This window comes from Paenibacillus spongiae (assembly GCF_024734895.1).
GTDB lineage: Bacteria > Bacillota > Bacilli > Paenibacillales > Paenibacillaceae > Paenibacillus_Z > Paenibacillus_Z spongiae.
On the sequence record NZ_CP091430.1, the window covers coordinates 5185811 to 5209506 of the forward strand.

Annotated in this window: 20 protein-coding genes; 9 read left to right on the forward strand and 11 right to left on the reverse strand. The window is 50.4% G+C overall.

Going from position 1 to position 23696, the window contains the following annotated elements:
• Positions 1-177 precede the first annotated feature (177 nt).
• The 3 genes from L1F29_RS23540 to L1F29_RS23550 form a co-directional block, all read right to left on the reverse strand.
• Positions 178-543, reverse strand: a complete 366-nt coding sequence (locus L1F29_RS23540) for a YmaF family protein (protein ID WP_258384478.1) — start codon at positions 541-543, stop codon at positions 178-180.
• A 349-nt stretch (positions 544-892) separates the two neighbouring features.
• Positions 893-1282 carry a VOC family protein gene (locus L1F29_RS23545; protein ID WP_258384479.1) on the reverse strand — a complete coding sequence of 130 codons (390 nt, stop codon included), beginning with the start codon at positions 1280-1282 and terminating at the stop codon, positions 893-895.
• A 226-nt stretch (positions 1283-1508) separates the two neighbouring features.
• Positions 1509-1925: a DUF1801 domain-containing protein gene (locus L1F29_RS23550; RefSeq protein ID WP_258384480.1), complete on the reverse strand. Its 417-nt coding sequence runs from the start codon at positions 1923-1925 to the stop codon at positions 1509-1511.
• Positions 1926-2337: 412 nt separating this feature from the next.
• Between L1F29_RS23550 and L1F29_RS23555 the strand changes: the two genes are divergently transcribed.
• Together L1F29_RS23555 and L1F29_RS23560 are read left to right on the forward strand one after the other, a co-directional pair.
• Positions 2338-4455: a glutaminase family protein gene (locus L1F29_RS23555; protein ID WP_258384481.1), complete on the forward strand. Its 2118-nt coding sequence runs from the start codon at positions 2338-2340 to the stop codon at positions 4453-4455.
• A 316-nt stretch (positions 4456-4771) separates the two neighbouring features.
• Positions 4772-6442, forward strand: coding sequence for a histidine kinase N-terminal 7TM domain-containing diguanylate cyclase (locus tag L1F29_RS23560; RefSeq protein ID WP_258384482.1), 1671 nt, complete (start codon positions 4772-4774; stop codon positions 6440-6442).
• 176 nt (positions 6443-6618) lie between these two features.
• Here the strand turns inward: L1F29_RS23560 and L1F29_RS23565 are convergent, their stop codons facing one another.
• A complete protein-coding gene (locus L1F29_RS23565; RefSeq protein WP_258384483.1) occupies positions 6619-7026 on the reverse strand; it encodes a VOC family protein in 408 nt (135 codons plus the stop codon).
• 441 nt (positions 7027-7467) lie between these two features.
• Here L1F29_RS23565 and L1F29_RS23570 point away from each other — a divergent pair, with 441 nt between their 5' ends.
• On the forward strand, positions 7468-8652 hold the full coding sequence (locus L1F29_RS23570; RefSeq protein WP_258384484.1) for an oxalate decarboxylase family bicupin: 1185 nt from the start codon (positions 7468-7470) through the stop codon (positions 8650-8652).
• Positions 8653-8669: 17 nt separating this feature from the next.
• On the opposite strand, the gene L1F29_RS23575 is transcribed toward L1F29_RS23570, so the two are convergent.
• Both L1F29_RS23575 and L1F29_RS23580 read right to left on the reverse strand, forming a co-directional pair.
• Positions 8670-9476 (reverse strand): ABC-2 transporter permease, encoded by an 807-nt coding sequence (locus tag L1F29_RS23575; protein ID WP_258384485.1) that lies wholly within the window; start codon positions 9474-9476, stop codon positions 8670-8672.
• Positions 9473-10360 carry an ABC transporter ATP-binding protein gene (locus L1F29_RS23580; protein WP_258384486.1) on the reverse strand — a complete coding sequence of 296 codons (888 nt, stop codon included), beginning with the start codon at positions 10358-10360 and terminating at the stop codon, positions 9473-9475. Before L1F29_RS23580 ends, L1F29_RS23575 begins: the two co-directional genes overlap by 4 nt.
• Before the next feature lie 217 nt (positions 10361-10577).
• On the opposite strand from L1F29_RS23580, the gene L1F29_RS23585 reads away from it, so the two are divergent.
• Positions 10578-11171 (forward strand): TetR/AcrR family transcriptional regulator, encoded by a 594-nt coding sequence (locus tag L1F29_RS23585; RefSeq protein ID WP_258384487.1) that lies wholly within the window; start codon positions 10578-10580, stop codon positions 11169-11171.
• A gap of 145 nt (positions 11172-11316) precedes the next feature.
• On the opposite strand, the gene L1F29_RS23590 is transcribed toward L1F29_RS23585, so the two are convergent.
• Complete coding sequence (locus tag L1F29_RS23590; RefSeq protein WP_258384488.1) at positions 11317-13323, reverse strand: endo-beta-N-acetylglucosaminidase; 2007 nt, start codon at positions 13321-13323, stop codon at positions 11317-11319.
• Between the two features lie 1160 nt (positions 13324-14483).
• On the opposite strand from L1F29_RS23590, the gene L1F29_RS23595 reads away from it, so the two are divergent.
• The 4 genes from L1F29_RS23595 to L1F29_RS23610 all read left to right on the forward strand — a co-directional run bounded on the left by L1F29_RS23595 (position 14484) and on the right by L1F29_RS23610 (position 19118).
• Positions 14484-15131: a transcriptional regulator gene (locus tag L1F29_RS23595; RefSeq protein WP_258384489.1), complete on the forward strand. Its 648-nt coding sequence runs from the start codon at positions 14484-14486 to the stop codon at positions 15129-15131.
• Positions 15132-15650: 519 nt separating this feature from the next.
• On the forward strand, positions 15651-16889 hold the full coding sequence (locus L1F29_RS23600) for an IS3 family transposase (protein ID WP_258384490.1): 1239 nt from the start codon (positions 15651-15653) through the stop codon (positions 16887-16889).
• A gap of 557 nt (positions 16890-17446) precedes the next feature.
• A complete protein-coding gene (locus tag L1F29_RS23605; protein ID WP_258384491.1) occupies positions 17447-18355 on the forward strand; it encodes an ATP-binding cassette domain-containing protein in 909 nt (302 codons plus the stop codon).
• Positions 18330-19118 carry an ABC transporter permease gene (locus tag L1F29_RS23610; protein ID WP_258384492.1) on the forward strand — a complete coding sequence of 263 codons (789 nt, stop codon included), beginning with the start codon at positions 18330-18332 and terminating at the stop codon, positions 19116-19118. The genes L1F29_RS23605 and L1F29_RS23610 overlap by 26 nt, the downstream gene beginning before the upstream one ends.
• Positions 19119-19252: 134 nt before the next feature.
• Here the strand turns inward: L1F29_RS23610 and L1F29_RS23615 are convergent, their stop codons facing one another.
• From L1F29_RS23615 to L1F29_RS23630, 4 genes are all read right to left on the reverse strand, one after another.
• The gene (locus L1F29_RS23615; protein WP_258384493.1) at positions 19253-20035 is read right to left on the reverse strand and encodes a TetR/AcrR family transcriptional regulator; all 783 of its coding nucleotides are present in this window, start codon (positions 20033-20035) and stop codon (positions 19253-19255) included.
• A gap of 309 nt (positions 20036-20344) precedes the next feature.
• Positions 20345-20767 carry a VOC family protein gene (locus tag L1F29_RS23620; RefSeq protein ID WP_258389784.1) on the reverse strand — a complete coding sequence of 141 codons (423 nt, stop codon included), beginning with the start codon at positions 20765-20767 and terminating at the stop codon, positions 20345-20347.
• Between the two features lie 108 nt (positions 20768-20875).
• The gene (locus L1F29_RS23625) at positions 20876-21685 is read right to left on the reverse strand and encodes an AraC family transcriptional regulator (RefSeq protein ID WP_309252332.1); all 810 of its coding nucleotides are present in this window, start codon (positions 21683-21685) and stop codon (positions 20876-20878) included.
• A gap of 148 nt (positions 21686-21833) precedes the next feature.
• Positions 21834-22865 carry an AraC family transcriptional regulator gene (locus L1F29_RS23630; RefSeq protein WP_258384494.1) on the reverse strand — a complete coding sequence of 344 codons (1032 nt, stop codon included), beginning with the start codon at positions 22863-22865 and terminating at the stop codon, positions 21834-21836.
• A 175-nt stretch (positions 22866-23040) separates the two neighbouring features.
• Between L1F29_RS23630 and L1F29_RS23635 the strand changes: the two genes are divergently transcribed.
• Positions 23041-23625, forward strand: a complete 585-nt coding sequence (locus L1F29_RS23635; RefSeq protein WP_258384495.1) for an NAD(P)H-dependent oxidoreductase — start codon at positions 23041-23043, stop codon at positions 23623-23625.
• Positions 23626-23696: the final 71 nt, after the last annotated feature.

Consider the following 23696-nt stretch of genomic DNA (forward strand, 5'->3'; position numbering starts at 1 on the left):
GCCGCTGCTAACACGCATAGCAAACCCGGCATCGCAGAGGTGCCGGGCAGTTATAGAAGCATATTCGCAAGAAAAATTATTGCTGCCATTATTATCGATGAACATTCGGCAATATGAGAGTCATCCTGCACGAGACCGATGTTTAATCTCTAATGAACAGGTTGCTTCTTCCTTCATTTAATTAACAAGAGGCGCCTGAATCAAAGTTGCGAATTTGAAACGGTGCAAATGGCCGTCGACTAATGTCGTTTGGCTATTTATAAAATGGACGTGTTTGCCGTTTCCGACAGGAACGGCAGGCCCCGTTCTAATCCTTCTCAGTTGATGAAAGTGATCTAGAAAATCTGTATTGGACAGAACAATTTCATGGACATGGCTATTCCCTGACCGGATCGCTTGCCCCGTAACGCCCGCGAAGCGATGGTTATGCCGGTCAGCGCCTTGTTCGGCCAGTTGAGTGCTGCCTTCGAATTCATGTACGTGCCGCTGCACACTACTGCGGGATGCCAAACTCCTCTTTAACACTCTTTTTCTTCTCTCCAACTGATCATTCCTCCTTGCTTTTTGCGACTCATATCATTCTATTAAGAACAACCGCTTAAAGTTCTAGGCAGCTACTTATGATCCGACAAATGGGGCGAAAGGCGTTAAATCATGACCATATACGATAAAGAGAGTCGGAACATGAGTGCTTCACGTGATCCAAACCGGCTTCAGGCGGGCATGAGAGACGATGTTAAACATCCAGCAATCGATCGTCCTGGGCTATGTGATACAAACAAGCAGCACGTGGGAGCTATGCTGGCAAATAAAAAACTGCCGAGCAATGACGATCTCGGCAGTTTTTGCATACTTGCAAGAAGAAGCGGCGGTACAAGCGGTGACCCGGCACTTATTTGGCGAGATTCAGCTGCCAGGATACGCCGAACTTATCTTCTACCCAACCAAACCTCTCGCTAACGGGCGTCGAGTTCATCGGCATAAGAACTTTGCCCCCTTGACATAACGTTTCATATACCCGGTCGATTTCTTCCGCGCTGTCGCAGGTGACGAATAACGATATCGCCGGCGTGAACGTAAATGGATGATTCGGCATGCTGTCGATGCACATGAACGTCTGTCCTTTCAAAGTAAACGTGGCATGAAGGACAGAACCGTCTTCCTGATGGAGCACATGATTAATCTCCGATTCATCGAATACCGATGTATAGAACTTCATCGCCTCTTCCGCCTGACCTTTGAATAACAAGAATGCATTGATCTTCTGATTCGTGTTTCCCATTCCATTATCCCTCCATTATTGGTATGAAGTTCACTAGAGCGGTGTACAATCTGAGCCTTTATGAATGCATATCTAGTCATTATACACCTCGATCTAATATTCAGCCATATGGTTAAGTATAAGGGTCTTTTTCTAATTGTCAACCATTTAGTTGAATATTATTTTGCAATGGATTCACTTGACCGACTGGGATGCATTCACCGCATGCCAGCCGGAAGCGTTGTTATTACGGGCTCGTGACCTCCAGCCACTTCGTGATTATTACGGCGAGCTTCTCTCTCTTCGCTTCTACATCGTTCATATCGGTAAATTTCACTGTAGCCCTATCTTTGGCAACCCAGTCCAGCAGTCCTGTTGGATCTTCTAACAGACGCGCCTCGCCTGCATGTTCCTTTGCCTTCGCTCCGCAATGAAAAATAAGCAGGAAATACCCTTTCCCATGCAAATTGAACGTTATCCGGTCTTCATTGTCGTAACAGAAACTCGGCGCTTTCCATTTGATATGCTCACAAAGTTCTTCATTCGCCCCTAGTATGATTTTTCGAACTTCCTCGATTTCATCCTTAAGGGGATGCTCCAGATTGTTCAAAAAATCAATGACTTGTTCATGGCCGGACAGCTTCGCAGTCTTCTTCGCCGTCATAACTGCAGCTCCTTTCACATCGATTACTTTCAACAACCGTCACAGATAGAATAATAAATATCCGCCGCGGATGAATAATGATCTTTCTATATAGAGTAATAGAATACATACCATGATGTCAGTAGAGCCAGCGGATCATTGCGAACCGCCGCTTCCTCATCCGGACAGAAGTATAACATATAAAAGAAATATTGGTTTCTTATGAATTGCTTTTCTGACATGCCATGTGTAGGATCCGTCAATTGACGTATAGCAGGAAACTAGCCCACCAAACTCATTAGGTAACATTAAAGTTAAATAGTGAACTTTATTATTGACTTATATACGTGGACGACCTATAGTAAAGTTGTGTTTATTACGTAATCAAACCTATCTATTTAATCTAAAAGTTAATCAAAGGAGAAATGTCTGAATGAAACTGCGACCTCCTGCTATTCCGCTCGTAACGGTAGATCCTTATTTCAATGTCTGGTCGATGGCCGACAAATTGACGGACGACGTCACCCGCCATTGGACCGGCAAACGGCATGCGATGACCGGACTCTTATCCATAGATGGAACCGTATGGCGGTTTATGGGCACAGCCGGTGCGGGTGAAGATACAGCTGCAACCGAAGAGCAAGCGGATGCGGCCCGGACCATTGAGGAGCCTCCCGCTTTACTGCAGACCGATTTGAACGTTCGCCCGACATCGACGTTATTTACGTTTGAAGGCGGCGGCATCCGGTTGACGGTCGATTTTACGACGCCGCTGCTGCTTGACGATCTTGAACTGCTGTCACGGCCTGTAACGTACGCTTCCGTCGACGTCCGTTCGATCGACGGCGCCGATCATAACGTCATCCTCTATTGGGATGCCACCGGCGAATGGGCCATCGATACGCCGGATCAGTCCGTCGTTTGGGGCCGCCAGCCGCTTCCGCTGGAAGGGGCAGCCGATATGCCTTATATCGGCAGCGAGCAGCAGCCGGTGCTTGGCAAGACCGGCGACGATACGCGCATCGATTGGGGATATCTGTACTTGGCGGCAAACGGCGGCGGCTATGCTTCCGTATCGACCGCAATCGGCAGCGCCGAGGAGCTGCGCAGGCAGTTTGCCGCTAGTGGCGCAATCGCCGACGAGACCAGCCTGGCCATGCCGCGCGCCGTCAGCGACGGATATCCGGCTATCGCAGCGGCGATCGAGCTCGGTGCCGTCGGCATCGAGCCGAAGAGCTGCTTGGTCGCGCTCGCCTACGACGACATTGCCGCAATCGAATATTTCGGCCGCTCGCTCCCAGCCTATTGGCGCCGAAACGGCGCAACGATCGAGCAGACGGTCGCGGAGGCGATCCGTGGCTATGCCGAGGTGAAAGCGCGCTGTACCGCGTTCGACGAATCGCTCGTCCGCGAAGCTCAAGCGAGCGGCGGCGAACGTTACGCCGACATACTCGCGTTGGCTTACCGGCAATCGATCGCCGCGCATAAGCTCGTGGAGGACGAGGACGACGGCATCCTGTTCCTCTCCAAGGAGAACTTCAGCAACGGCTGCATCGGCACGGTCGACGTCAGCTATCCGTCGGTGCCGCTATACCTGCTCTACAATCCCGAATTCGTCAAAGGCATGATGCGCCCGATTTTCCGGTATGCCGCTTCGGCAGATTGGAAGTTCGAATTTGCGCCGCATGACGTCGGACAATACCCGAAGGCGAACGGTCAAGTATATGGCGAGAATAAGCTTGAGTTCCAGATGCCGATCGAAGAATGCGGCAACATGCTCGTCATGGCGGCCGCCGTGGCCGCAGCCGAAGGCAGCGCCTCGTTCGCGGAGGAGCATTGGGCGCTTCTGTCGCAGTGGGCCGATTATTTGCTGCAGCACGGGCTCGATCCGGAGAATCAGCTTTGCACCGACGACTTTGCCGGACATTTGGCCCATAACGCCAACCTGTCGGTCAAAGCCATTGTCGGCATCGCCGCGTATGCGCAGCTGTGCGGACAAACCGGCCGGACCGCCGAGCAAGCCCGATACGGCGAATCGGCCGCAGCGCTTGCGAGCCAGTGGATGGACAAAGCGCTCGATTCCAGCGACGATACGGACAGCGGGTTAAGCATGAAGACGAAGCTGACCTTTGACAAGCCTGGCACATGGAGCTTGAAGTACAATATGGTTTGGGACAGCTTGCTTGGCGTGAACCTGTTCCCTCAAGAGCTGAAGGAGCAGGAGGTCGAGCGCTACATCGCATTGCAGAACCGATTCGGCGTGCCGCTGGACAGCCGGGAAACATATACGAAGATTGACTGGATCTTATGGGCGGCTTCGCTGACCGAATCGCCTGACAAGTTTTCCGCGCTCATCGATAAGGTCTGGACGTTCCTTCACGAATCGCCAAGCAGGATACCGGTTACAGACTGGTACGATACCGTAAGCGGGAAGTGTATTGGTTTCCGTAACCGTTCCGTTGTGGGCGGGCTGTTCATCGAGATGCTGAAGCGCAAGTGGCGGCAAGCGGACAAGAACGATCTGGTCGCAAGCACACAGCCAGGTAATTGAGAAGATAGCCGATTCTAACTAAGCATCATTAGTTCCTTAACCATACGAAGGTACAGCCGCTGGCGGCTGTACCTTCGTTTTTTAACGGATACCTAACGGCTTCTCCCTGTTTGGTTCGCGGTACGGCGGTCGAAGAACAGTGAAATTAGTGAAGACAGGCCGGAGCCGGGCTGGCGTTGGGCAGGCAATCCCAGCACTAATGAGGTTGTTTTATTTTCTATCTGCTTATATATTAGTAATTAATGTAATGCTGTTGACCCACCCATAATATACCAATGAATTACGATCACGCTGGAGGTGCTGTACGCTGGGTCTTATGGCATGGAACGACTTCTTGTTGTTTGTCTTGTTGTTTGCTCTATTTGCTTATGTATTTCTTTCTGTTACCATCACGAACCTGCATAAAGCTTATTTAGCCTTCCACTTTTCCATGATGCTGTGGCCATTCTGCCAATTTGCCATAAAAGCAACAAATAACGCCACGGTTCAGTTATTTTATGTAAAGCTAGCATTTGTAGATATGTCGCTGTTCGCCGTTGGCTGGCTGCTCTTCACGCTATTCCTAACGGGTAGGTCTTCGTTCGTACGAAGAAAGCGTGCTTTGGCGATGTATGTTCCGGCTTTATTGGCAGCGTTCACCGTGATCATAAATCCGAACGGCATGTTCGTTCAGCCTCTACAGGGCGGTTACATCCAGAGAGACTACGGACCGCTGTTCTGGTTTATTATTGCGATCTTAATCGGTTATGTTCTCGTATCGCTATATATCATGTTTCTAACCTTAGTATCCCACAAGGCATCACGTCTGCAAAAACAAGTCATGCAGGTGCTCAAAGGGATGCTGGTGATGACGGTGTTCACTTTATCCGATATCTTCCTCTATGTTGTTTATCCCCAGTCTCTGCCTGACATACCGGGGCTGACATCGCTTGGCATTCTGGTTTCTGCTGTATTTTTTGTCATTGCCATTACTCGTGATAAGGCATTCGATATTGTGAAGATCGCTCATAAGGATGTCATCAACACGGTAGCGCTTGGAATTGTAGTACTTGATGATCGTGATACCGTTATTGAAGTCAATCAATACTCGCTTCCCCCCAATGTTGCCTTGCATGCAGGTGACCATTTTGAGATCGCAGCCATTCTCCCTCGAGAAGAAGGCGATAAATATGCCCGCGCAACGGAATTATTCATTCAAGCTTACCAAAATCGTCCGCTGGAGATGACAGAAATAGAAGTTACCTATCCGGAATATGTTGGTTCACGTATCCGTATCCATGCCTCTCCGATCATGGTTGGCGGTACGAAGGTTGGACGAATCATAACGTTTCAGGATATGAGCGAGCTTCGCCGTCTCATCGATGAGACGAGCGTCCAGAACGATATCCTGCAGAATCGCAACCAAGCTTTAAGAGAGATTAAGAACGAACTTTTTCAAACCAATCAAAAACTCGAAGAAATGGCGGTCACCGACATTTTGACCGGTTGTTATAATCGACTTTACTTGACACAGAGGTTAGAGCGTGAAGTGATCAAAAATATGGGTTACCACATACCGTTTGCGATCCTACTGTTCGATATCGATTATTTCAAATTAGTCAATGACAATTACGGTCATTTGGTTGGCGATGAAGTACTGTGCAATACGGTGGATACGATCAAACACTCGCTGCGGAAGACAGACATTTTGGCTCGCTATGGCGGAGAAGAATTTATCATCTACTTGCCGAATACGACCCCAGCTCAGGCAAGCATTGTAGCCGAACGAATCAAATCCAGAGTCGAGTCGAATGAAATGACCGTCCGCAACGGATCCCCTTCGTTATCGATAACGATAAGCATAGGACTGCTATCCATACATACGTTCACGATGGATCATTCCATAAGAAACCGACCTCTTCTTAATGAATTGTTTCAATCCGTGGACCAAGCTTTATATCAAGCCAAAAGAGGCGGCCGCAATCAAATTGTCAGCATCGTAAGATAGTGACTCCAAAAGATTGCAGCCCCCGGGTCCCTTGAGCCACACCGTTTCTGGTAGCTTTACTCGGTTCGTCCGCCTTTACTGATGGCCTCCGCATCACGTTAGTTATGACTTAGACCATACACGAAGAGACCATCCTAAGATGGTCTCTTTTAACATCTGTTCCACCAGCATTCGACTTAGGCCATCTGGCTCATATCCATATACAGCACATTCCACCGATGCCCGTCCAAATCGGCGAACCCTGCGCTGTACATCCAGCCTTGTCCTTCCGGCTCGCAGAAAACTGTGCCTCCGGCTTCAGCGGCCTTCTTCGCCAATTCTTCGACTTCTTCCCGGCTGTCCGCACCGATTGATATTAACACCTCGGTTGCCTGCTTCGTATCTGCGATTTCATTTCGTGTAAAACCCTTGAACGTAGATTCCGGAAACAGCATCACGACGACCTTGTTATCCCCTACGATCAAGCTGACCGCCTCATCAGTATTAGGATGCTGAGGGTTCAAGGAAAATCCGATACGGGTGTAGAACTCTTTGGACTTCTTGACGTCTTTAACCGGGAGGTTAAGCCATAATTCCTTGGACATTAATTATTTTCTCCTTTACTCCGGGAGTGGTTGATGGTTTCCTTATGTTTCATGTTAACAAATTTACGGGGAGCCGATTTCTTCTCGATTGCGATGATCCTACAATTGTTAACAGTACCGACGAGGCGCTGAGCAGCCTATTATTCCTATCCGGGCAGATCACCATCATTATACCAAAATATGGTACTCCAATGATATTTGGTAGATGGCTACCGTTCAATGATGGATGTGCGCCAGTAATACGCTGCGCGGGTGTGTGCGGGGATTGAGGCGTGTGCCAGGAACCCACCAACGAACTGGGGCTGCCCGCTAGCCAATATGGCTATTAAGCAGCCCCTTAATCTTTCCCTTCATACGGTCGAAAGGGAATTAAATCCTCCTCATAATAACCAAGCCGGAGTACATAAACATAGTTGTGCTCTTCATCATGGGAGGTATGCTATGGACAATTCACATCACAAGCCCAATCAGGTTCCGCAGCCGATCCGAAGCGATGGTACCGGAGCGCCTGATTACGGCCCGAGGGATATTATGCGGGACAGGGAAAATCCCGATATGCTGGTTCCGCCCGTTACGGATTCCGGCTTGATTCCGAATCTCAAATTCTCCTTCTCCGACACGCATATGCAGCTGAATCACGGCGGCTGGTCCCGTGAAATTACGGTCCGGGAATTGCCGATTGCGACTACGCTTGCCGGCGTTAATATGAGCCTGACCCCTGGCGGCGTCCGGGAGCTGCACTGGCACCAGCAGGCCGAATGGGCTTATATGATCTGGGGCAGCGCACGGATTACAGCTGTAGACCAAGATGGACGGAATTTCATCGCCGATATCCATCAGGGCGATCTCTGGTACTTTCCGGCAGGACTGCCGCATTCCATTCAAGGCCTAGCGGAAGGCTGCGAATTTCTGCTCGTGTTTGATGACGGTAAATTCTCGGATTTAAATACGCTGTCGATCTCGGATTGGTTCGCACACACCCCGAAGGACGTCCTGTCCGCCAATTTCGGCGTGCCCGCGAATGCGTTCGATACCATTCCCGCCGAACAGGTCTATATTTTTCAGTCCGAAGTCCCGGGATCGCTTGAAAGTCAGAAGGTCGACTCCCCTTACGGAACCGTCCCGCTCAGCTTCAAGCATCGTCTATTGGCCCAATCGCCCATACAAACGCCCGGAGGATGCGTACGAATCGCGGATTCCTCCAATTTCCCGATTTCAAAAACAGTTGCAGCTGCACTGGTGGCGATCGAGCCCGGCGCAATGAGAGAGCTTCACTGGCATCCGAATAATGACGAATGGCAGTATTACCTTACCGGACAAGGCCGGATGACGGTGTTTGGCGGCAACGGAGCTGCGCGCACATTCGATTACCGTGCGGGAGACGTCGGTTATGTTCCATATGCCTTTGGCCATTACGTGCAGAACACAGGCAATCAAACACTATGGTTTCTGGAGATGTTCAAGAGCGACCGTTTCGCCGATATATCATTGAATCAATGGATGGCGCTCACGCCGAAGGACCTGGTCCGTCATAATCTCCATGCCTCCCCCGAACTGATGGGCTCGCTCAGGAAGGAGAAGTGGCCTGTCGTTAAATATCCGGGATATTCCTATTATCCCAGATAATCCGGACGCAGCTGCTGTTATAAGGGCAGATCCCGTTTGCGGAATAGCAGAATGGCCAGGCTGAACGAGATCAGTCCGATCAGGGCCAGCAGGATGAAAGACAGCAAGAGATCTTCCCCGTTAATAATTTCGCCAGGCTGATACAGCGAATAGATGGAGAGGTTTCGGATCCAATCGACGCTTTCACTGAGTTTGCCCAGCAGATCCAAACTGAAGAAACCAAATGCGATCATTCCGGAAATGCCAAACGCCTTCTTCTCGTCATTGGAAAGCGAGGACACCAGAAAGGAGATTCCTCCGACAGCAAAGAAGAGCAAGAAGGCCGCGGCATTCATCCGAATAAAGGTAGAAGTATCAAGCGCATACTCAGCCCCCAGAAACCATGCGTTTCCGGCAAAACCGGCGATGGTCGTAATCGCCATGATCAGGAACAGTCCCGTAACCAACACGGCCGCCTGCGTAAAAGCGACACGCCCCCTTGTCGCCTTGGTGGACAATAAATAAGCCATGGAGCCCTGATCCACTAGTTTTGCCATAAGCTGCGTCGATAACTGGACACATACGATCGACAGGATGAGAACCAGAATGAGTCCGTAATATTCCCCTGAGATGAACGCCTCCGCACTGCCGAACCCGTTTAGTCCGAATGCCTTCCCTATTCCTTTCGGCATCGCTTGGACAAGCTCGTCGATGGCTTCCGTTTTGCTGGCGATACCGGGATACAACCAGAACATGAGCAGAATGTAGAACGCAGAACCGAATGAATAATTCATAAAGCCCTTTATGTTCACTTTGAGCATCTGCTTATATAAAGTGGCATTCATGGCGTCGTCCCCTTCTTATCATAGTAATTCATAAAGACATCCTCCAGATTCTGGGTGAAAACGTCGATGCTGCGTACCTTGTATTTTGCCGCCTCTTCCACGAAACGATCATAATCGCCCTGGATGGCCACCCTTACCCGGTTCCCGTCGTGTGAATCGATAGACAGACCCGAATTCATAAATGATGCCGCATCCGCATGATGGACGAAGATCACTTCGAACAGCTTGCGCTGCATGGACTGAAGCTCGTGAATATCCTTGATGGCCATGATGGCGCCGTCCTTGATAATCGCCGCCCGGTCGCAAGTTCTCTCGATCTCCGGGAAGCTGTGGGAGGACATGAGGAACGTCTTCCCCCGCGCCTTCTCCTCCAGTACAATTTCAATAAACACCTTCTGCATGAGCGGATCGAGTCCTGACGTCGGTTCATCCAGAATAATGACGGCAGGATCATGCATGAACGCGGCTGTGATCGCGACCTTCTGCTTCATGCCCTTGGACATTTTTCGGATAGGCGTATGAACGTCGAACTGCAGGCGGTCAATGAGGCGGGTGCGCATGGACAGGTCCTTCACCCCCTGCATGCGAGCCATGAAATCGAGAAACGACTTCCCCGTCATTCCTTCGATAAAAGCGATTTCGCCAGGCAGGTAGCCCATATGCGATTGAACCTTCCCCTGCTCCTTCCACGTGTCCAGCCCGTTCACCTTCACATGTCCTTTATCCGGCTTCATGAAGCCCATAATATGTCTGATCGTCGTCGACTTCCCCGCTCCATTCGGTCCCAAAAAGCCGTATACTTCGCCTTCCTTCACTGCGAACGATACGTCGAATATTCCTTTCCCGTTCGAAAATGTCTTCGTCAATTGCTCAACGGCTATCATAACGACCCCACCTCCAATAATAAAGAAATGAAATATTCTTATTAACATATTTCATATATGCTATAATATTCCTGAGCGACCGTTTCGTCAACGGATTTTATGAAATATATTTATGGAATTATTTCATTAAATCCATAATAGTCAACCGTCATGCGACGCCACAACGCGCGCTAGTAGCTGAGCGGTGCCAAAAGAAATGGAGTTAGGGTGAACCGGGATGAATGGATTCGAGAGAAGAGCCAATCGGATAAAAGAAAAAATCATGAAGGCCACCATGGAGATGCTCCAGACGCTGGAACCCAAGCGGATCCGGATCGCAGATATTTCCAAGAGGGCTAACGTTTCACAGGTGACGATCTATAACTATTTCGGCAGCAAAGAGGCCCTTCTTCGGGAAGTGTTCGTGAACTTCGTGGATAAAGCCATTCGCGACTTCGAGGAGTATATGAACGGGAACCATTCGTTGAAGGATAAGATCGAGCATATTATTTTCATGGAGAAAGAAGCCTACAGAGAGCTGCGCCCCGGTGTGATCAAGGAGCTCATGATCGAGGATCATGAATTAGCCCGTTATGTCGAAAAGCTATATAAGGAGAAAACGATCCCTTGGACCGTTCGAATCATTGAAGAAGGAAAAATGAGCGGCGAAATTGCAAAGAACGTATCCGCCGAGAACGTCCTGGCGTTCATTCAACTCTATATGAATCAGTATGATACGATCCTGGAAATGGCTGCGCAAAGCGGGGATATGGATAACTTCCTGGAAGGGATGGTTCAGATGTTCTTCTATGGCATCTGCGGAAAACCGTAACTCGAATACCACGTGCAAGCCGGATTATTCGTTTGAGCAGGTAACGATAACAGTACTTTAGTGCGATCATCGATACAATTAAACTACCGAAACAGGGGTTATCCTTTGGGTCTGACGAAGACCTTCCGGGACAGCCCCCATTCTATTAACAAAAATTGATTTGCGCGTGTGCTGGATCGCTCGCCGTACCGTCGAAGCCAACCGCCGTCAGCTCAAGCTCAGCCGTTGGCTCGCCGCCGACTTGTTCCAGTCCCTTCACATAATACACTTCATCGTATATTCTCCCGATAACCTCTTTGCCGCCATCGGATTTCAACCGGTTAATCTCGTAATACCAGACGCCGGACGAAGCAAAATCCCATGACAAAAATAATTCCGCTTTGTTGTCGTTGAAATAAGCCTGGTCCACCCGGAAGCCCGTTGGCGCGGCAGGTCTTGACGCAGGCGCATCGTTCAGAGCCAGCTCGCCGATATAGAAGGCATGCTCGGATGATTTCGCAGTTGACTCGAATCCGAGACCAATCGCGGCGATCGTTCTACCCGAGTAGGCTTCCAGACTAACCGTTCTCTTGCTCCATGCTGCGTTTGTGCCGCCGCCGATTTCCAGCCAGACGAAATCGGATGGATCGTCTTCGAACAGAAGTCCAACCTTTAATTTCGACGTTGCGGCAGCCGCGGCCGTTCGATACGTTACGGACAAGCCCACTTCCGGCGATACGGAAAGTTTTGTTTTGAACAATCTCACTTCCGTCGTATTATCCGGACCGAGCGTACCCGAAACTTTCAATGAAGAGCCACCGTTATAGGCAACGCTGTAGTCATACGAAACGTTAAGAGGCGCTTCGGAGCCGCCGCTTCGAACCCACCACTGCCAGCTTGGCAAAATATCCTGGATTCCGGCGTTATTCCATTCCTTCGCGCTGGAAACTTGGCCTTCTACGAAAAAAGCTCTCCCGTGGCCTGTATTGAACCGGGTAACGAACGGGTATCCGCCGATTACCGAGCGTTCCGGAATGTAATGCGCGACGCCGTCCCACTTCCGGTACTCCCAAGGATCGACTTCGTGAAACGGATCCGGGTACGGTTCATACAATGTCCGCCCAATGCGGTCGGTCGGATCTTCCGTTGGGCCCGACCAGTACAGTCTTTCCCGCTTATGCACCGCTTCCTGATCGTCCGGATCGAACTTGTTCGAATATCGGTCCCAAGTAAAATCGGTGCCGAATAAAGCCCAGCTCGTTCGCGGCTCGGCGCCTTCCGGGAAAATCGCTCTTGTATCGTAGGGAGGATTGTAAGCGTATTTATAATTTTCCGTCCCTGGAAACAGCACCTGATACGGATCAAGTCCTAGGCTTTTGGCGAATTCGACGGAATCGTTAATTCTCTTCTCGTTCCATGCATAATTGACAAACATGCTATGAATGCCGGGTTCGCCGTTATCGATCATCCAAGGCGAGTTTTTTGCGTTAAATTGATTTTGATATTTTAACGATCCATCGGGCAGCATCGCGTCATACCATTGAATATGAAAATGAGCCGGCGCTTTTTTGCGCAAATATTTGACCATCTCGAGCAGCTTCGAGGCATCCTCCGGCGAAACCGCCGCTTCCTGATTGAAGAAATAGCCGTCAAAGCCAAAATATTCGGCCATCTCGATCATTTTATCCGCCACCGGGAAAGAACCGTCCGCCAGCTGCTCGAGCAAGTCCGAGAACTGAACTTCCCTTGGCCAGAACCAGCATCCAAGGCTCAATACGCCGTTGCGGTGGGCCGCGTCGGTATAGGCCGGATTCGGAATATTAATGACGCCGTAGTCCGGAGAATCAATATCGGAACCGGTTACCGGCACACCGTGCCACGAGCCGTAAAAATCGGTATATTGCCAAAATTTCAGCAGATTGCAGCAAAACGTATCATTGTATTTATACCCGGTCTTCATGTTGTTGTAATCAGGGGCTAAGTTCATAACTTGCGGCTTCGAGCTTAACCCCGGATTGGCCTGTGTTGCCGCAAACGGAGTAATCCGTTTCGCCAGCGGAACACGAGAGCGCAAATATTTGGCGTGCGGGTCCGTTTCCGGGCTCCAATTCTTGATGTCCTTCGCATGATAACCGTGTATAGTCGGTTGATGCGAATTTACGTTTTCTGTCATTCCTTCACCTCAATGATTCGTTTTATTTGTAACGTTTTCCATTATAGCAGGTTACACAAAATACTTCATAACATTAATCACCGTCGGCGCAGCTAAAAATGCACCCCTTAGCATCCATCGGATCACCCTAGATTATTTCCAATCATCGAGCTAAAGGGTTCACTTTAACGCTTGGTGCTAAATGTTATTGCTGGCTTTTCATTCCCTTCACAAGCGCCACGGGCTCTCAGAACGATGCTTCTCATCCCAGTTACCTGAGTAGCAGAGCCAAGCGGTACTGCCATCATCGCTGATGAATTTGGAAGGCAGTTAACGAAATAGGCCACAGGCCCGAAATTTCCCCAATACTGCGCTAACTTCCAAGGTCCGGTCATCTCGTCGGCTTCCAGCAAGAACGTATCATAGTTTTCGTCCTGTCGCTGATGCTCACGGCATCCTGCTTGTCACCTCAAAACTGTCGCTGATGTTGACGGCATCCTGCTTGTCACCTCAAACTTGGTAGCATTTACGGTTACGAAGATCCTCTCTAGATCTACGACGCAGTGTCCTTAACTCTGAAGCTTCTACCTCCATCTTGCTTACGGACATGAGAGCCGCTATAGTCCAATCTGCCCTCTTCTAAGCCGGCTTGCGGACATACGATTCGTTATTCGAGATGATGGCGTAATCATTTGCCATGAACCGAAGCAATAGCGGAACCAATGTCCGTAATAATAAATATTGGGCGAAATTGCCACACATAGCGGATCTGATGTCCGTTATCACACAGGTCGTATTGCTCAACTGAACAAACAAACGCCGATGCCGACTGCACCAGTCTGCTGGCATGCCACTTCTGTAATGGCAGCTGCAGCGGCCACATTTATTCATCAAATTCGGTTCAACCCTCTAAATTTGGACACTAGCCACACTCATACTACCGTAACTATATCCTCATCGATGTTTACTATAGTCGGTTCTGCCTAATTATTGTATTGACATTGCAGGCATGGAGCACGTAGAGTTGATTTGTAGATCTGTCACATTGCCCGGAAACACAATTATAACCGTATCTCGAATATTGGTCGTGAAGAACACGCCGCTTTCATACAATCTTTCCTTTGATGGGATGGATTGCATGGGGCGGCGTTTTATATTGCAGAGGAGGAGAGGTGGTTATCGTGTCGCAATTCGAACAGATGTATGAGGAATGGATGCAGGCTAATATAGAAGCCGAGAAAAACCACAGGAGACGAGAATTGCTGATAAAAGGGCTTGGGCACGGAACGGCGGAATTTTTGCGTTTAGTATGGTTTCCCGCTGTCGGTCATTTCAACCATTTGTTGCCGGAATGGGAAGTGCGCGACTTCAACAATGGCTACCGGTATCTGGATCTGGCCTACATGCCAGGAAACGCAAAAGGAGGAATAGAGATTCAGGGATATGGCGCTCACGCTAGAGATCTTGATGTGAGACGCTTTAAGGATCTGTGCAGACGGCATTGCCTGTTAACGCTGGATGGCTGGATATTCTTGCCTATCGCTTACCCTTCTATTACTGATGAACCTCAACAATGCCAGCAGCTTATCCTTGCTTTTATCGGGAAGTTCGTTGCGTCCGATGTCCCTTCGCAACTAACGTGTTTGGAAGCCGAAACCGTAAGACTAGCAAGACGCATACTCCGGCCATTCACTCCCTCGGAGCTCGCCCATCACCTCAGAGTAAGCGACCGGCATGCAAGGCGTATCTTGCATAAGCTGGTAGAACTTCAAATTTTGAAGGCAGCAAGCGGACAACAACGCTCTCGAACCTATAAGTTGTGTCTGTAGCTTCGACTGTTTGAGCAGCATGTGATTCACGTTCTCATATTGTGCAGAATTGAGCAGTCTAAGGCGGTAAAACACAAATTATATCACTTTACTGTTTTGAATGGTTGAATAGCCTGAGTTGGCCTTGCACGTATCATTGTAATGAAATTTCTCCGCTAAGACGGCATTGTACTAATTTATTTATGTAATGCTTTGAGCGCTAAGGCGGCATTGTACTAATTTATTTATGTAATGCTTTGAGCACTAAGGCGGCATTGTACTAATTTATTTACGTAATGCTTTGAGCGCTAAGGCGGCTTTGCACACATATTACTGAACCGTTTTTGCGCCGCCTGAGGCGGTTATTTCGCAAATAAACTGCTCTCATGGACCGACCGCGTACGTTACGGACATAGCATTCGTTATTGCAGAATTTCGGCTGATTTTACTAATGTTGCGGACATCAGCTATATAGCCCCCTAATCCACTTGGACACTTCACCCACTTCAGATACACTAATAGATAAGCAGGTGAAGGTTCATGAAGAGACGGTTTCGGTGCCCCGTTCAAGTGAAGAAGGAGTTAGTGGTTGAAGTGTTATCCGGTTATCGAACAGAAGTGGTAGCACGTCAACACGGAATGTCCCCAAAAACGCTTAGTAACTGGGTCCGGCAATACCAGGATGAGGTGGACGAACTGATGGCAAAGAAACGTGACGATGCAGAAAAACTAAAGCAAGATGCAGCCGAACTGGAGGAGCTCCAGCAACGATATGACCAAGCGATCAAGCAGCTGGGTGAGAAGGAATTAGAGCTCAGCATATTAAGAGAGCTGGTAAAAAAAGCACCCCGACTGGAGACAGCGCTAGCATGGATTGAACGAGGTCATCCCGTTCGGACGGTGCTACGAATCTGTGATGTGCCTCGCTCCACGTATTACTACCACTTGCGGCATCCTGAAAGGCGGAAGCCTGTAAGTACGGGACGTTCGATTCCGGGCTATTCGTACGATAAAACAGGAAAAGTTGTCAGCGATATTCGGATAAAGACGTATTTACGACGTCTGTTTCAAGGGCCCAACGCATCTTTTGGCTACCGGAAAATGACCGTCTTGTTGCGTCGGAGATACCGGTTGGTCATCAACAAGAAGAAAGTGTACCGGCTTTGCAAGGAACTTCACCTACTTGCTCCACAGCGAGAAACAAGCCATTCCGTACCCAAAAAGATCGCGAATAACCGGACCGTTACAGGACCAAACCAACTGTGGCAGTTGGATATTAAGTACGGGTATATCGCCGGAGTGCGCCGACACTTCTACCTTGCAAGCATCATCGATGTGTTCGACCGTGCCATTGTGGCGTACCATCGGGGCAAAACATGCAGCACAAGTGATGTCATAAGGACGGTACAAAAAGCCTTACTGAAACGCAACATACATGAGCAAGCTGACAAGCTGGTGATTCGGACGGACAATGGGCCTCAGTTCATTAGCAAAGCCTTCTATGCCTTTTGTGAGCAGGCAGGCGTTGAGCATGAGCGTATCCCGAACCAAACGCCAAATAAGAACGCGTATATTGAATCGTTCCACAGCATTTTGGAGAGGGAATGTTACCTCCGCAATTGCTTTGAACGTTACGAAGAAGCTTTTGCTGAGGTCGATCGATTCATTCGTTATTACAACAATGATCGTATTCACGGCAGTCTTAAAGACTGGCCTCCCAAAGAATACTTACGTTTGGTTACCTCCGGAGCACTAAAACCGAAAGAAATTGCGCTATGATGTAATTTCGGTAGTATGAGCGTGGTTAGTGTCCAATATTAGGGGGTTGAACCGTCAGATACGCTATTTGCACTCGGGTCCATTGATTCAGTCTAGTTTGAGCCAAATAACGGCACTCAGGTCCGCAACATGCAGAAAATTTCTTTGAATGCATCATTAACGGAACCAATGTCCGTTATCTATTAATCAAATGTGGTCGACCGCCGTCTTGCAACGACACACCGCACTGGGAGCTGCGGTCCAATTGTTCCCGCCGAGCTCGTTATGTCCTGCATCGTATCCGGAATAAGCCAGCCGTTGTAGGCATCGCATAGAGATTTGATTCGCGAGGATGACATCCAGATAGAGGCGGGCGCTTGCCCGTCTCTTTTCCGCATATTCACTCGTTGTTCCGCTGACGATTTGTTTGCGCAACAAGCGGACGGCGTCTGGCACAGCTTCCTGGCCGTTTATTTAGAAGCGTCTCTACTGCAAACATTTCGTATTGCGAATTTACTACATACGTTATATACTGTTTACAACATCCACAGTTATTTGAATTCGAAAGGAGTTTCTCTATGAGCAGATGGGCCATTGAGATTAAAGGCTTGCGCAAGAAATTCGGCAATCAGGTTGTGCTTGACGGCATCGATCTTCAAGTTCCGGCGGGTACGATCTATGCGCTGCTCGGTCCCAACGCGGCCGGAAAGACGACGCTGATTCATATTCTGACCACGCTTGTTGCCGCGGACGAGGGATCGGTCAAAGTCGCCGGTTACGATGTCGCGGCTGATCAGCTTGATGTGAAGCGGTCGATCAGCCTCACAGGACAATTCGCGGCTGTCGACGAGATGCTCACCGGCGAAGAGAATTTGCGGATGCTTTGCAGGCTATCGGGGCTTACGGCTTTGGAATCCCGCGTTAGGACCCTCGATCTGCTCGATCATTTTGACCTGACATCGGCGGCGAACAAGCGGGTTAAGACCTACTCGGGCGGTATGCGCCGACGGCTGGATCTCGCCATCAGCCTGGTGATCGACCGGCCGGTTCTGTTCCTGGATGAGCCGACGACAGGTCTCGATACGTCGAGCCGGCGGGCGTTATGGGATATCATCTTGAAGCTGAAGGAACGCGGAATAACGGTATTCCTGACGACGCAGTACTTGGAAGAGGCGGATCAACTGGCCGATATGATCGCAGTCATTGCGGGCGGCCGCGTTCAGGCGACCGGTACCGCCGAAGAATTGAAATCGCGCATTGGCGGCGAGGTGATCGAACTGCGCGACGAGAACGAGGAAATCATCCGGGTCGTCCCGACAAGCGGCAGCATCCGCGATATCAGACAGACCCTTAACGAACTTATATCTTCACTCCCCGGTCATACGCGCATGAGCATTCGCAAGCCTAGTATGGATGACGTGTTCCTGGCTTTGACATCCCGACAATTGGAGGAATCCCGTCATGACAAATCCGCAATATCCGGTTAAGTCCGCATCCTTCGTTACCACGAATGCCGTCTTCATCGGCCGCGCCATTCGTCTTAGCATGCGCAACCCCGAAGCTCTCCTCATGGCCATTATGCTCCCGATCATGCTGTTATTGTTGTTCACCTACGTATTCGGCGGCGCGATCGACCCCGTCGGCAATTACGTGAATTACGTCGTGCCGGGCATCATTCTGTTATGTGCCGGATTCGGATCGTCGTCAACCGCCGTGAGCGTTGCCGAGGACATGACGAATGGCATCATCGACCGGTTCCGGACCATGCCGATACACAGCCTGAGCGTTATAACCGGGCATGTAGCCGCCAGCCTCGCCCGCAACCTGCTGGCAACCGGCATCGTGATCGGCGCCGCGATGCTCATCGGATTCCGGCCTTCCGCCAATGGCTGGGAATGGCTCGGGGCGTTAGGCGTCATTACCCTATTTATTCTCACCTTCACCTGGTTATTCGCAGCGATCGGGCTGCTCAGCGGAAGTCCTGCGGCAGCGAGCGGGTATGGATTCGCGCTGCTCTTCCTTCCTTACCTCTCCAGCGCCTTCGTCCCGACGGGCACCATGCCGGTCTGGTTACGGGGAGTCGCGGATCATCAGCCCATTACTCCGGTTATCGAAACCATCCGCGGACTGCTTACCGGCACCCCGATTCAGCACAGCGCATGGATCGCCTCCTTGTGGTGCCTGGCTATCCTCCTCCTATCCATTGTGTTGTGCGTGTGGGCATTCCGCCGCAAAGCCGCTCGCAGGTGAAGGAGATGGGTTCACCGGCGTTGCATGAAGCTAACGTTCCCTAAATAAGTCGTGCAAAAAAAACCTTCAATCCACGATATTCGTGGAACTGAAGGTTCTTTTCTGTACCCGATGGGTATCCATTCTCACCCGGGTTAAGGCGTCTCCTTGCGTTCGAGGTAAGAAGCGATGCCGTCCAGTATTCGCTCCAGACCGAAATCGAAGTCGTTGCCGACCGTATTGTCGCTCTCATTCTCCCCGGTGTATGCGCCGGAAGCGACGACCGGATGCAGGTCCGGAAAGCGTTCCGGCTTGACGAGCCGCTTCAGCGCGGCGGTATAATAAAACCCGCTGAAGGTTTCGGGGCTTGTGCCCGACTGAACGGCGCGGTCCATGTCCCGCTGAATGATCCCCGACGATCTCGCGTAGCTGCTTAACAGCAGGATGATCGACATTTTCTCATAATCATTGAGCGGAAAATCACGCATGAACCGGAGCGCCCAGTCGATAACTTGAAGATTGTTCGGCGTCGTCGGAATACTGGGAATCGGGATGTCGCCCATCCACGGATGCTTCCGAAAGACTTGAATGGTAGCCTGTACATATTCCCGCATGTTTTCACGCCAATCCGCGTCAGGGTTATCCGGCGGTATCGGAATATCGCACGCCGCATCCTGCATGAGGATGAGCAGGTCTTCCTTGCCGGTGATATACCTGTAGAGGGACATGGTGGAATAGCCCAACGATTGGGCAACCCGGTTCATCGAAACAGCCGAAAGTCCGTCCTTGTCGGCGATCGCGATCGCTGCATCGACGATTTGTTTGATGCTCAGCTCGCCCTTAGGCCCTCTTGTGGACTGCTTGACGAACCCCCAGCTCAGTGCCACGCCATGGGGCAAGTCATTTATAACTTCATCCAATCGGTCGTCATTCTGCATGCCTTGCATTCTCCCCTTGTATCTCACGAATCCGGCCCGTCGATTCTATATCCGCGCCGATCCTTCGAGTGAAATTGTTTATATGATAAACAGTATAGCACATGCGAAATTCCAAATCGACCGGGAACCGATGGACACTCCCTTGATGCGAAATCGTAGATACGGAACCTGTATAGGCTGCAAAGTCCGCTTGTCCCGATCATCTCGAGCGGCTAATTAGCTTCTCCGCCCGGATAAGCAGCGTAACGTGAAAACGATCATTCTGAACAAAAAAGAAACACGCCTCCTCGGCGTGTTATGTGCAATATACTACTCTTCGATTGCCCAAGCAGGATTCCAGACCACTTCCCACAGGTGTCCGTCCGGATCCATGAAATGACCGGAATACCCGCCCCAGAAAGCATCATGAGCCGGATCCGTTATCGTTCCTCCCGCTATTCGCGCAAGCTCCATGACCCGATCGACTTCGTCCTTGCTGCTAACATTATGGCCAATCGTGATTTCGGTTGAACTTGTCGCGCCCAGAGGGACCTTGGTCTCGTGGGCAAGATCTTTGCGATTCCAGATGGCCAGCTTCACGCCGTGCTGCAAGTCGAAGAAGGCGACCGCACCGTGCTCGAATTCCGTGCCAACGATCCCTTCCGTCGGCAGCCCCAGTCCATCTCGATAAAAGGCCAACGATCTCTCCAAATCATCCACGCCCAGAGTAAGGACGGTTATTCGCGGCTTCATCATACGTTCACGCCTCCATGATTCATAGTATTGCTGCCTTAATGTAAGGATCGCTTATTTCAACCATGAATAATTGTAAAAAACGGACATGTATTTGCAACGCGGAGCTTATTCGATGACTTGTTTGGGAGCCAGTCCATAATAGCGCTTAAAGTGTCGGATAAAGTGGGACTGATCATAGTAACCGTATTTCAAGGCAAGATCCGTCAGCCGGGACCGCGTGCCGCCATTTAGCTCCCGCAGCAGATTCTGAAAACGAATGATGCTTGAAAGCTCCTTCGGACTGATACCAAGCTCCTGTTGGAATGTTCGCCTTATCGTTCTTTCACTATAGCTCAGCTTATCCGCTAGAGCAGGAATCGATATCGTCCCTCGGCTAGCATACATGTATTGCATACTCTGCCGCAGCAGATGATCGGCTATGCATTCATTTGACCGAATGCAGTCAACCAATTTCGATTCAACACGCTCGATCCTGTCGGAAACATCCCCGGCGGTACATACTCGCTCCGTGATCAATGATGCTTCCTGCCCCCATAGATCATCAAGCAACACCTTCCGGTCGATGAACTCCGACACAGCATATGCAGTAACATGACGCGCAGAGTCTGAGAATAAACGAATGCCGAACAAAGAGCGGCTTGCCGACAAGCTCGTCGCTTCATATTGTGTCATCAATCCCACGACAAAAGCTCCATTGATTAAGGATGGCGACCGTAAATCGAAAATAATATCTACGCATCCATCCGGGATGATACGGTGCAGATGAAATGTATCCGATGCATGATAGTTTAGTGTCCAATAGCAAGCAACGAAAGGTTCCAGTACTCTGCTTGGCTTAAACTCCCGATACCGGTAATTGGCATCCAACCGACCGCGCGCAAGTAAGGGGGGTTGAACAGGCAGATACATTCGCATTGCATCACCTTCTTCCTTCTAGTCGTGACGATTGCGGTACCGGATAAGCGGATCACATCGTAACGTCATCATACCTGCAGCTATTGATAAGGCACGGAGGGCGCACGGTACCTCCATCATAATTCCTTGGCGTGTATGCACGCCCGCCTTACGAGACGATATCGGACGAACGCTCTTCCCTTGCTTGTGTCCGATACTGTCCCGGCGTTAGCCCCGTCCACTTCTTGAACGCGCTCTGAAAAGCACTTGGCTCCGAAAAATGCAGCGCGTAAGCGATATCGCCGACCGAGTAATCCCCTTTCCTCAAGTAGCCTACGGCTAAATCCTTGCGTACGCGGGCCGTCAAATCATTGAAGGAAGTGGCATCCTGCTTCAGTTTGTTCTGAAGCGTTCGCGTGCTTATTCCGAAGGATTCGGCCGTTTGCTGCAAGGTTGGAAAATAGGACGGCATGCAGGATTTCATCCACTGAACGACCCGCTCCGCAAACGTGCCGCCATTCGTCAGCCCGGCACTCGTTTCCTGCGCAATCGTCTCGAATATGCCCAGCAGCCGGGGATCGGAATACAGCACCGGGTTGTCAAGCACGTCCTTGCTCATGCACATCGCGTTGTCCGTTTCTCCGAACCGGGGCATTGTCCCGAATACAGGCATGTACGGACTTGTATCGGCCGGCGCGGCATGCGCAAACGTGACCTCATGCAGGGCAAAGTGCCGATTGCTAAGCTTGCCGATCAACCGGTATACCGAGCTCGCCATATCCTCCACGCAATGGCGGGACATCCGTCCGTCCGGCTGTACGGACATCCGGATGTAAACATCGTTCCCCCGTACCTCCCAATCCAGATGGAATCCGCTATATAAGATGACGTTATATCTCTGATATGCTTCAAGCGCATCGGCAACGGTGCGGGAATGCATCATGACATAACCGGGAATGCCCATATCGACAAACTCCATCATCTTCCCTTGATATAATCCAAAATGCTCGTCCTTTGTGAAGTTTGCGGCCGCGAGCATGAGCCGTTCCAATTCCTCCAGCTCAATGCGGGCATCCACGTCCTGCAGCAGGCGGGCATCGAACGAGGCGAAGCGGCAAAATTGTTCCGTATCGTATCCCTTGTGGACGATCGTCTTCATGATCGGATAGACCATGGAGATGGCAACTCCTTGATTGTTCAAGCTTAATCCCCCTCCTTGCGCGATTCCGCATGATTTTGGCGCGATTGATCATTCAATAAACGAAGGAATCCGTCTATGCTGATTATAGTCTACAACAAGATATTATATCGCAAGCACTTATGAAGGATAAAGAACATGATTCCGCGACTGCAGGAATCCAAGGAGGAGCATGGAGATGAACCATACCAAAATCGTTGTCATTACCGGACATCCCGATCCGCAGAGCTACTGCGCGGCCTTGTCCGACGCTTATATCGAAGGGGCTACCGGCAGCCGGGCCCAAATTCGCAGAATCGATTTAAGCCAAATTCAGTTCGATCCGAACTTAAAATACGGTTACCGCAAGAGAACGGAGCTGGAGCCGGATCTGATCGAGGCGCAGCAGCTGATCCGTTGGGCGGATCACCTGGTGTTCGTCTATCCAAACTGGTGGGGGGCGATGCCGGCTATCCTGAAAGGGTTCGTTGACCGCGTCTTCCTGTCCGGCTTTGCATACAAATACCGCGAGAATTCCCCGCTATGGGATAAGTTGTTGACCGGCAAATCCGCCCATCTCATCGTCACGATGGATACTCCGCCCTGGTACAACCGGTGGATTTACAAACATGCGGGACATCGCGTCATGAAGAGCAACATCCTGAATTTCTGCGGGATCAAGCCTGTACGCGTGACGGAGATCGGCCCGGTCAAGCCTTCGTCAGAGGAGCAGCGTACCAAATGGCTGGATAAAGTACAACGGCTCGGCTCGAAGCTGGCTTAAGAAGCTTCGCGAAACAGCGGACGCGAACACCCCATCGTCATGATGGGGTTCAGCAGTTCCAGCAGCTCCAG

What these genes read in the sequence shown, in the direction of transcription:
- L1F29_RS23545 (WP_258384479.1), bottom strand. Translation starts at nt 1,282, where the DNA reads ATGGGAAACACGAATCAGAAGATCAATGCATTCTTGTTATTCAAAGGT.
- L1F29_RS23550 (WP_258384480.1), bottom strand. Translation starts at nt 1,925, where the DNA reads ATGACGGCGAAGAAGACTGCGAAGCTGTCCGGCCATGAACAAGTCATT.
- L1F29_RS23555 (WP_258384481.1), top strand. Translation starts at nt 2,338, where the DNA reads ATGAAACTGCGACCTCCTGCTATTCCGCTCGTAACGGTAGATCCTTAT.
- L1F29_RS23560 (WP_258384482.1), top strand. Translation starts at nt 4,772, where the DNA reads ATGGCATGGAACGACTTCTTGTTGTTTGTCTTGTTGTTTGCTCTATTT.
- L1F29_RS23565 (WP_258384483.1), bottom strand. Translation starts at nt 7,026, where the DNA reads ATGTCCAAGGAATTATGGCTTAACCTCCCGGTTAAAGACGTCAAGAAG.
- L1F29_RS23570 (WP_258384484.1), top strand. Translation starts at nt 7,468, where the DNA reads ATGGACAATTCACATCACAAGCCCAATCAGGTTCCGCAGCCGATCCGA.
- L1F29_RS23575 (WP_258384485.1), bottom strand. Translation starts at nt 9,476, where the DNA reads ATGAATGCCACTTTATATAAGCAGATGCTCAAAGTGAACATAAAGGGC.
- L1F29_RS23580 (WP_258384486.1), bottom strand. Translation starts at nt 10,360, where the DNA reads ATGATAGCCGTTGAGCAATTGACGAAGACATTTTCGAACGGGAAAGGA.
- L1F29_RS23585 (WP_258384487.1), top strand. Translation starts at nt 10,578, where the DNA reads ATGAATGGATTCGAGAGAAGAGCCAATCGGATAAAAGAAAAAATCATG.
- L1F29_RS23590 (WP_258384488.1), bottom strand. Translation starts at nt 13,323, where the DNA reads ATGACAGAAAACGTAAATTCGCATCAACCGACTATACACGGTTATCAT.
- L1F29_RS23600 (WP_258384490.1), top strand. Translation starts at nt 15,651, where the DNA reads ATGAAGAGACGGTTTCGGTGCCCCGTTCAAGTGAAGAAGGAGTTAGTG.
- L1F29_RS23605 (WP_258384491.1), top strand. Translation starts at nt 17,447, where the DNA reads ATGAGCAGATGGGCCATTGAGATTAAAGGCTTGCGCAAGAAATTCGGC.
- L1F29_RS23610 (WP_258384492.1), top strand. Translation starts at nt 18,330, where the DNA reads ATGACAAATCCGCAATATCCGGTTAAGTCCGCATCCTTCGTTACCACG.
- L1F29_RS23615 (WP_258384493.1), bottom strand. Translation starts at nt 20,035, where the DNA reads ATGCAGAATGACGACCGATTGGATGAAGTTATAAATGACTTGCCCCAT.
- L1F29_RS23620 (WP_258389784.1), bottom strand. Translation starts at nt 20,767, where the DNA reads ATGAAGCCGCGAATAACCGTCCTTACTCTGGGCGTGGATGATTTGGAG.
- L1F29_RS23625 (WP_309252332.1), bottom strand. Translation starts at nt 21,685, where the DNA reads ATGCGAATGTATCTGCCTGTTCAACCCCCCTTACTTGCGCGCGGTCGG.
- L1F29_RS23635 (WP_258384495.1), top strand. Translation starts at nt 23,041, where the DNA reads ATGAACCATACCAAAATCGTTGTCATTACCGGACATCCCGATCCGCAG.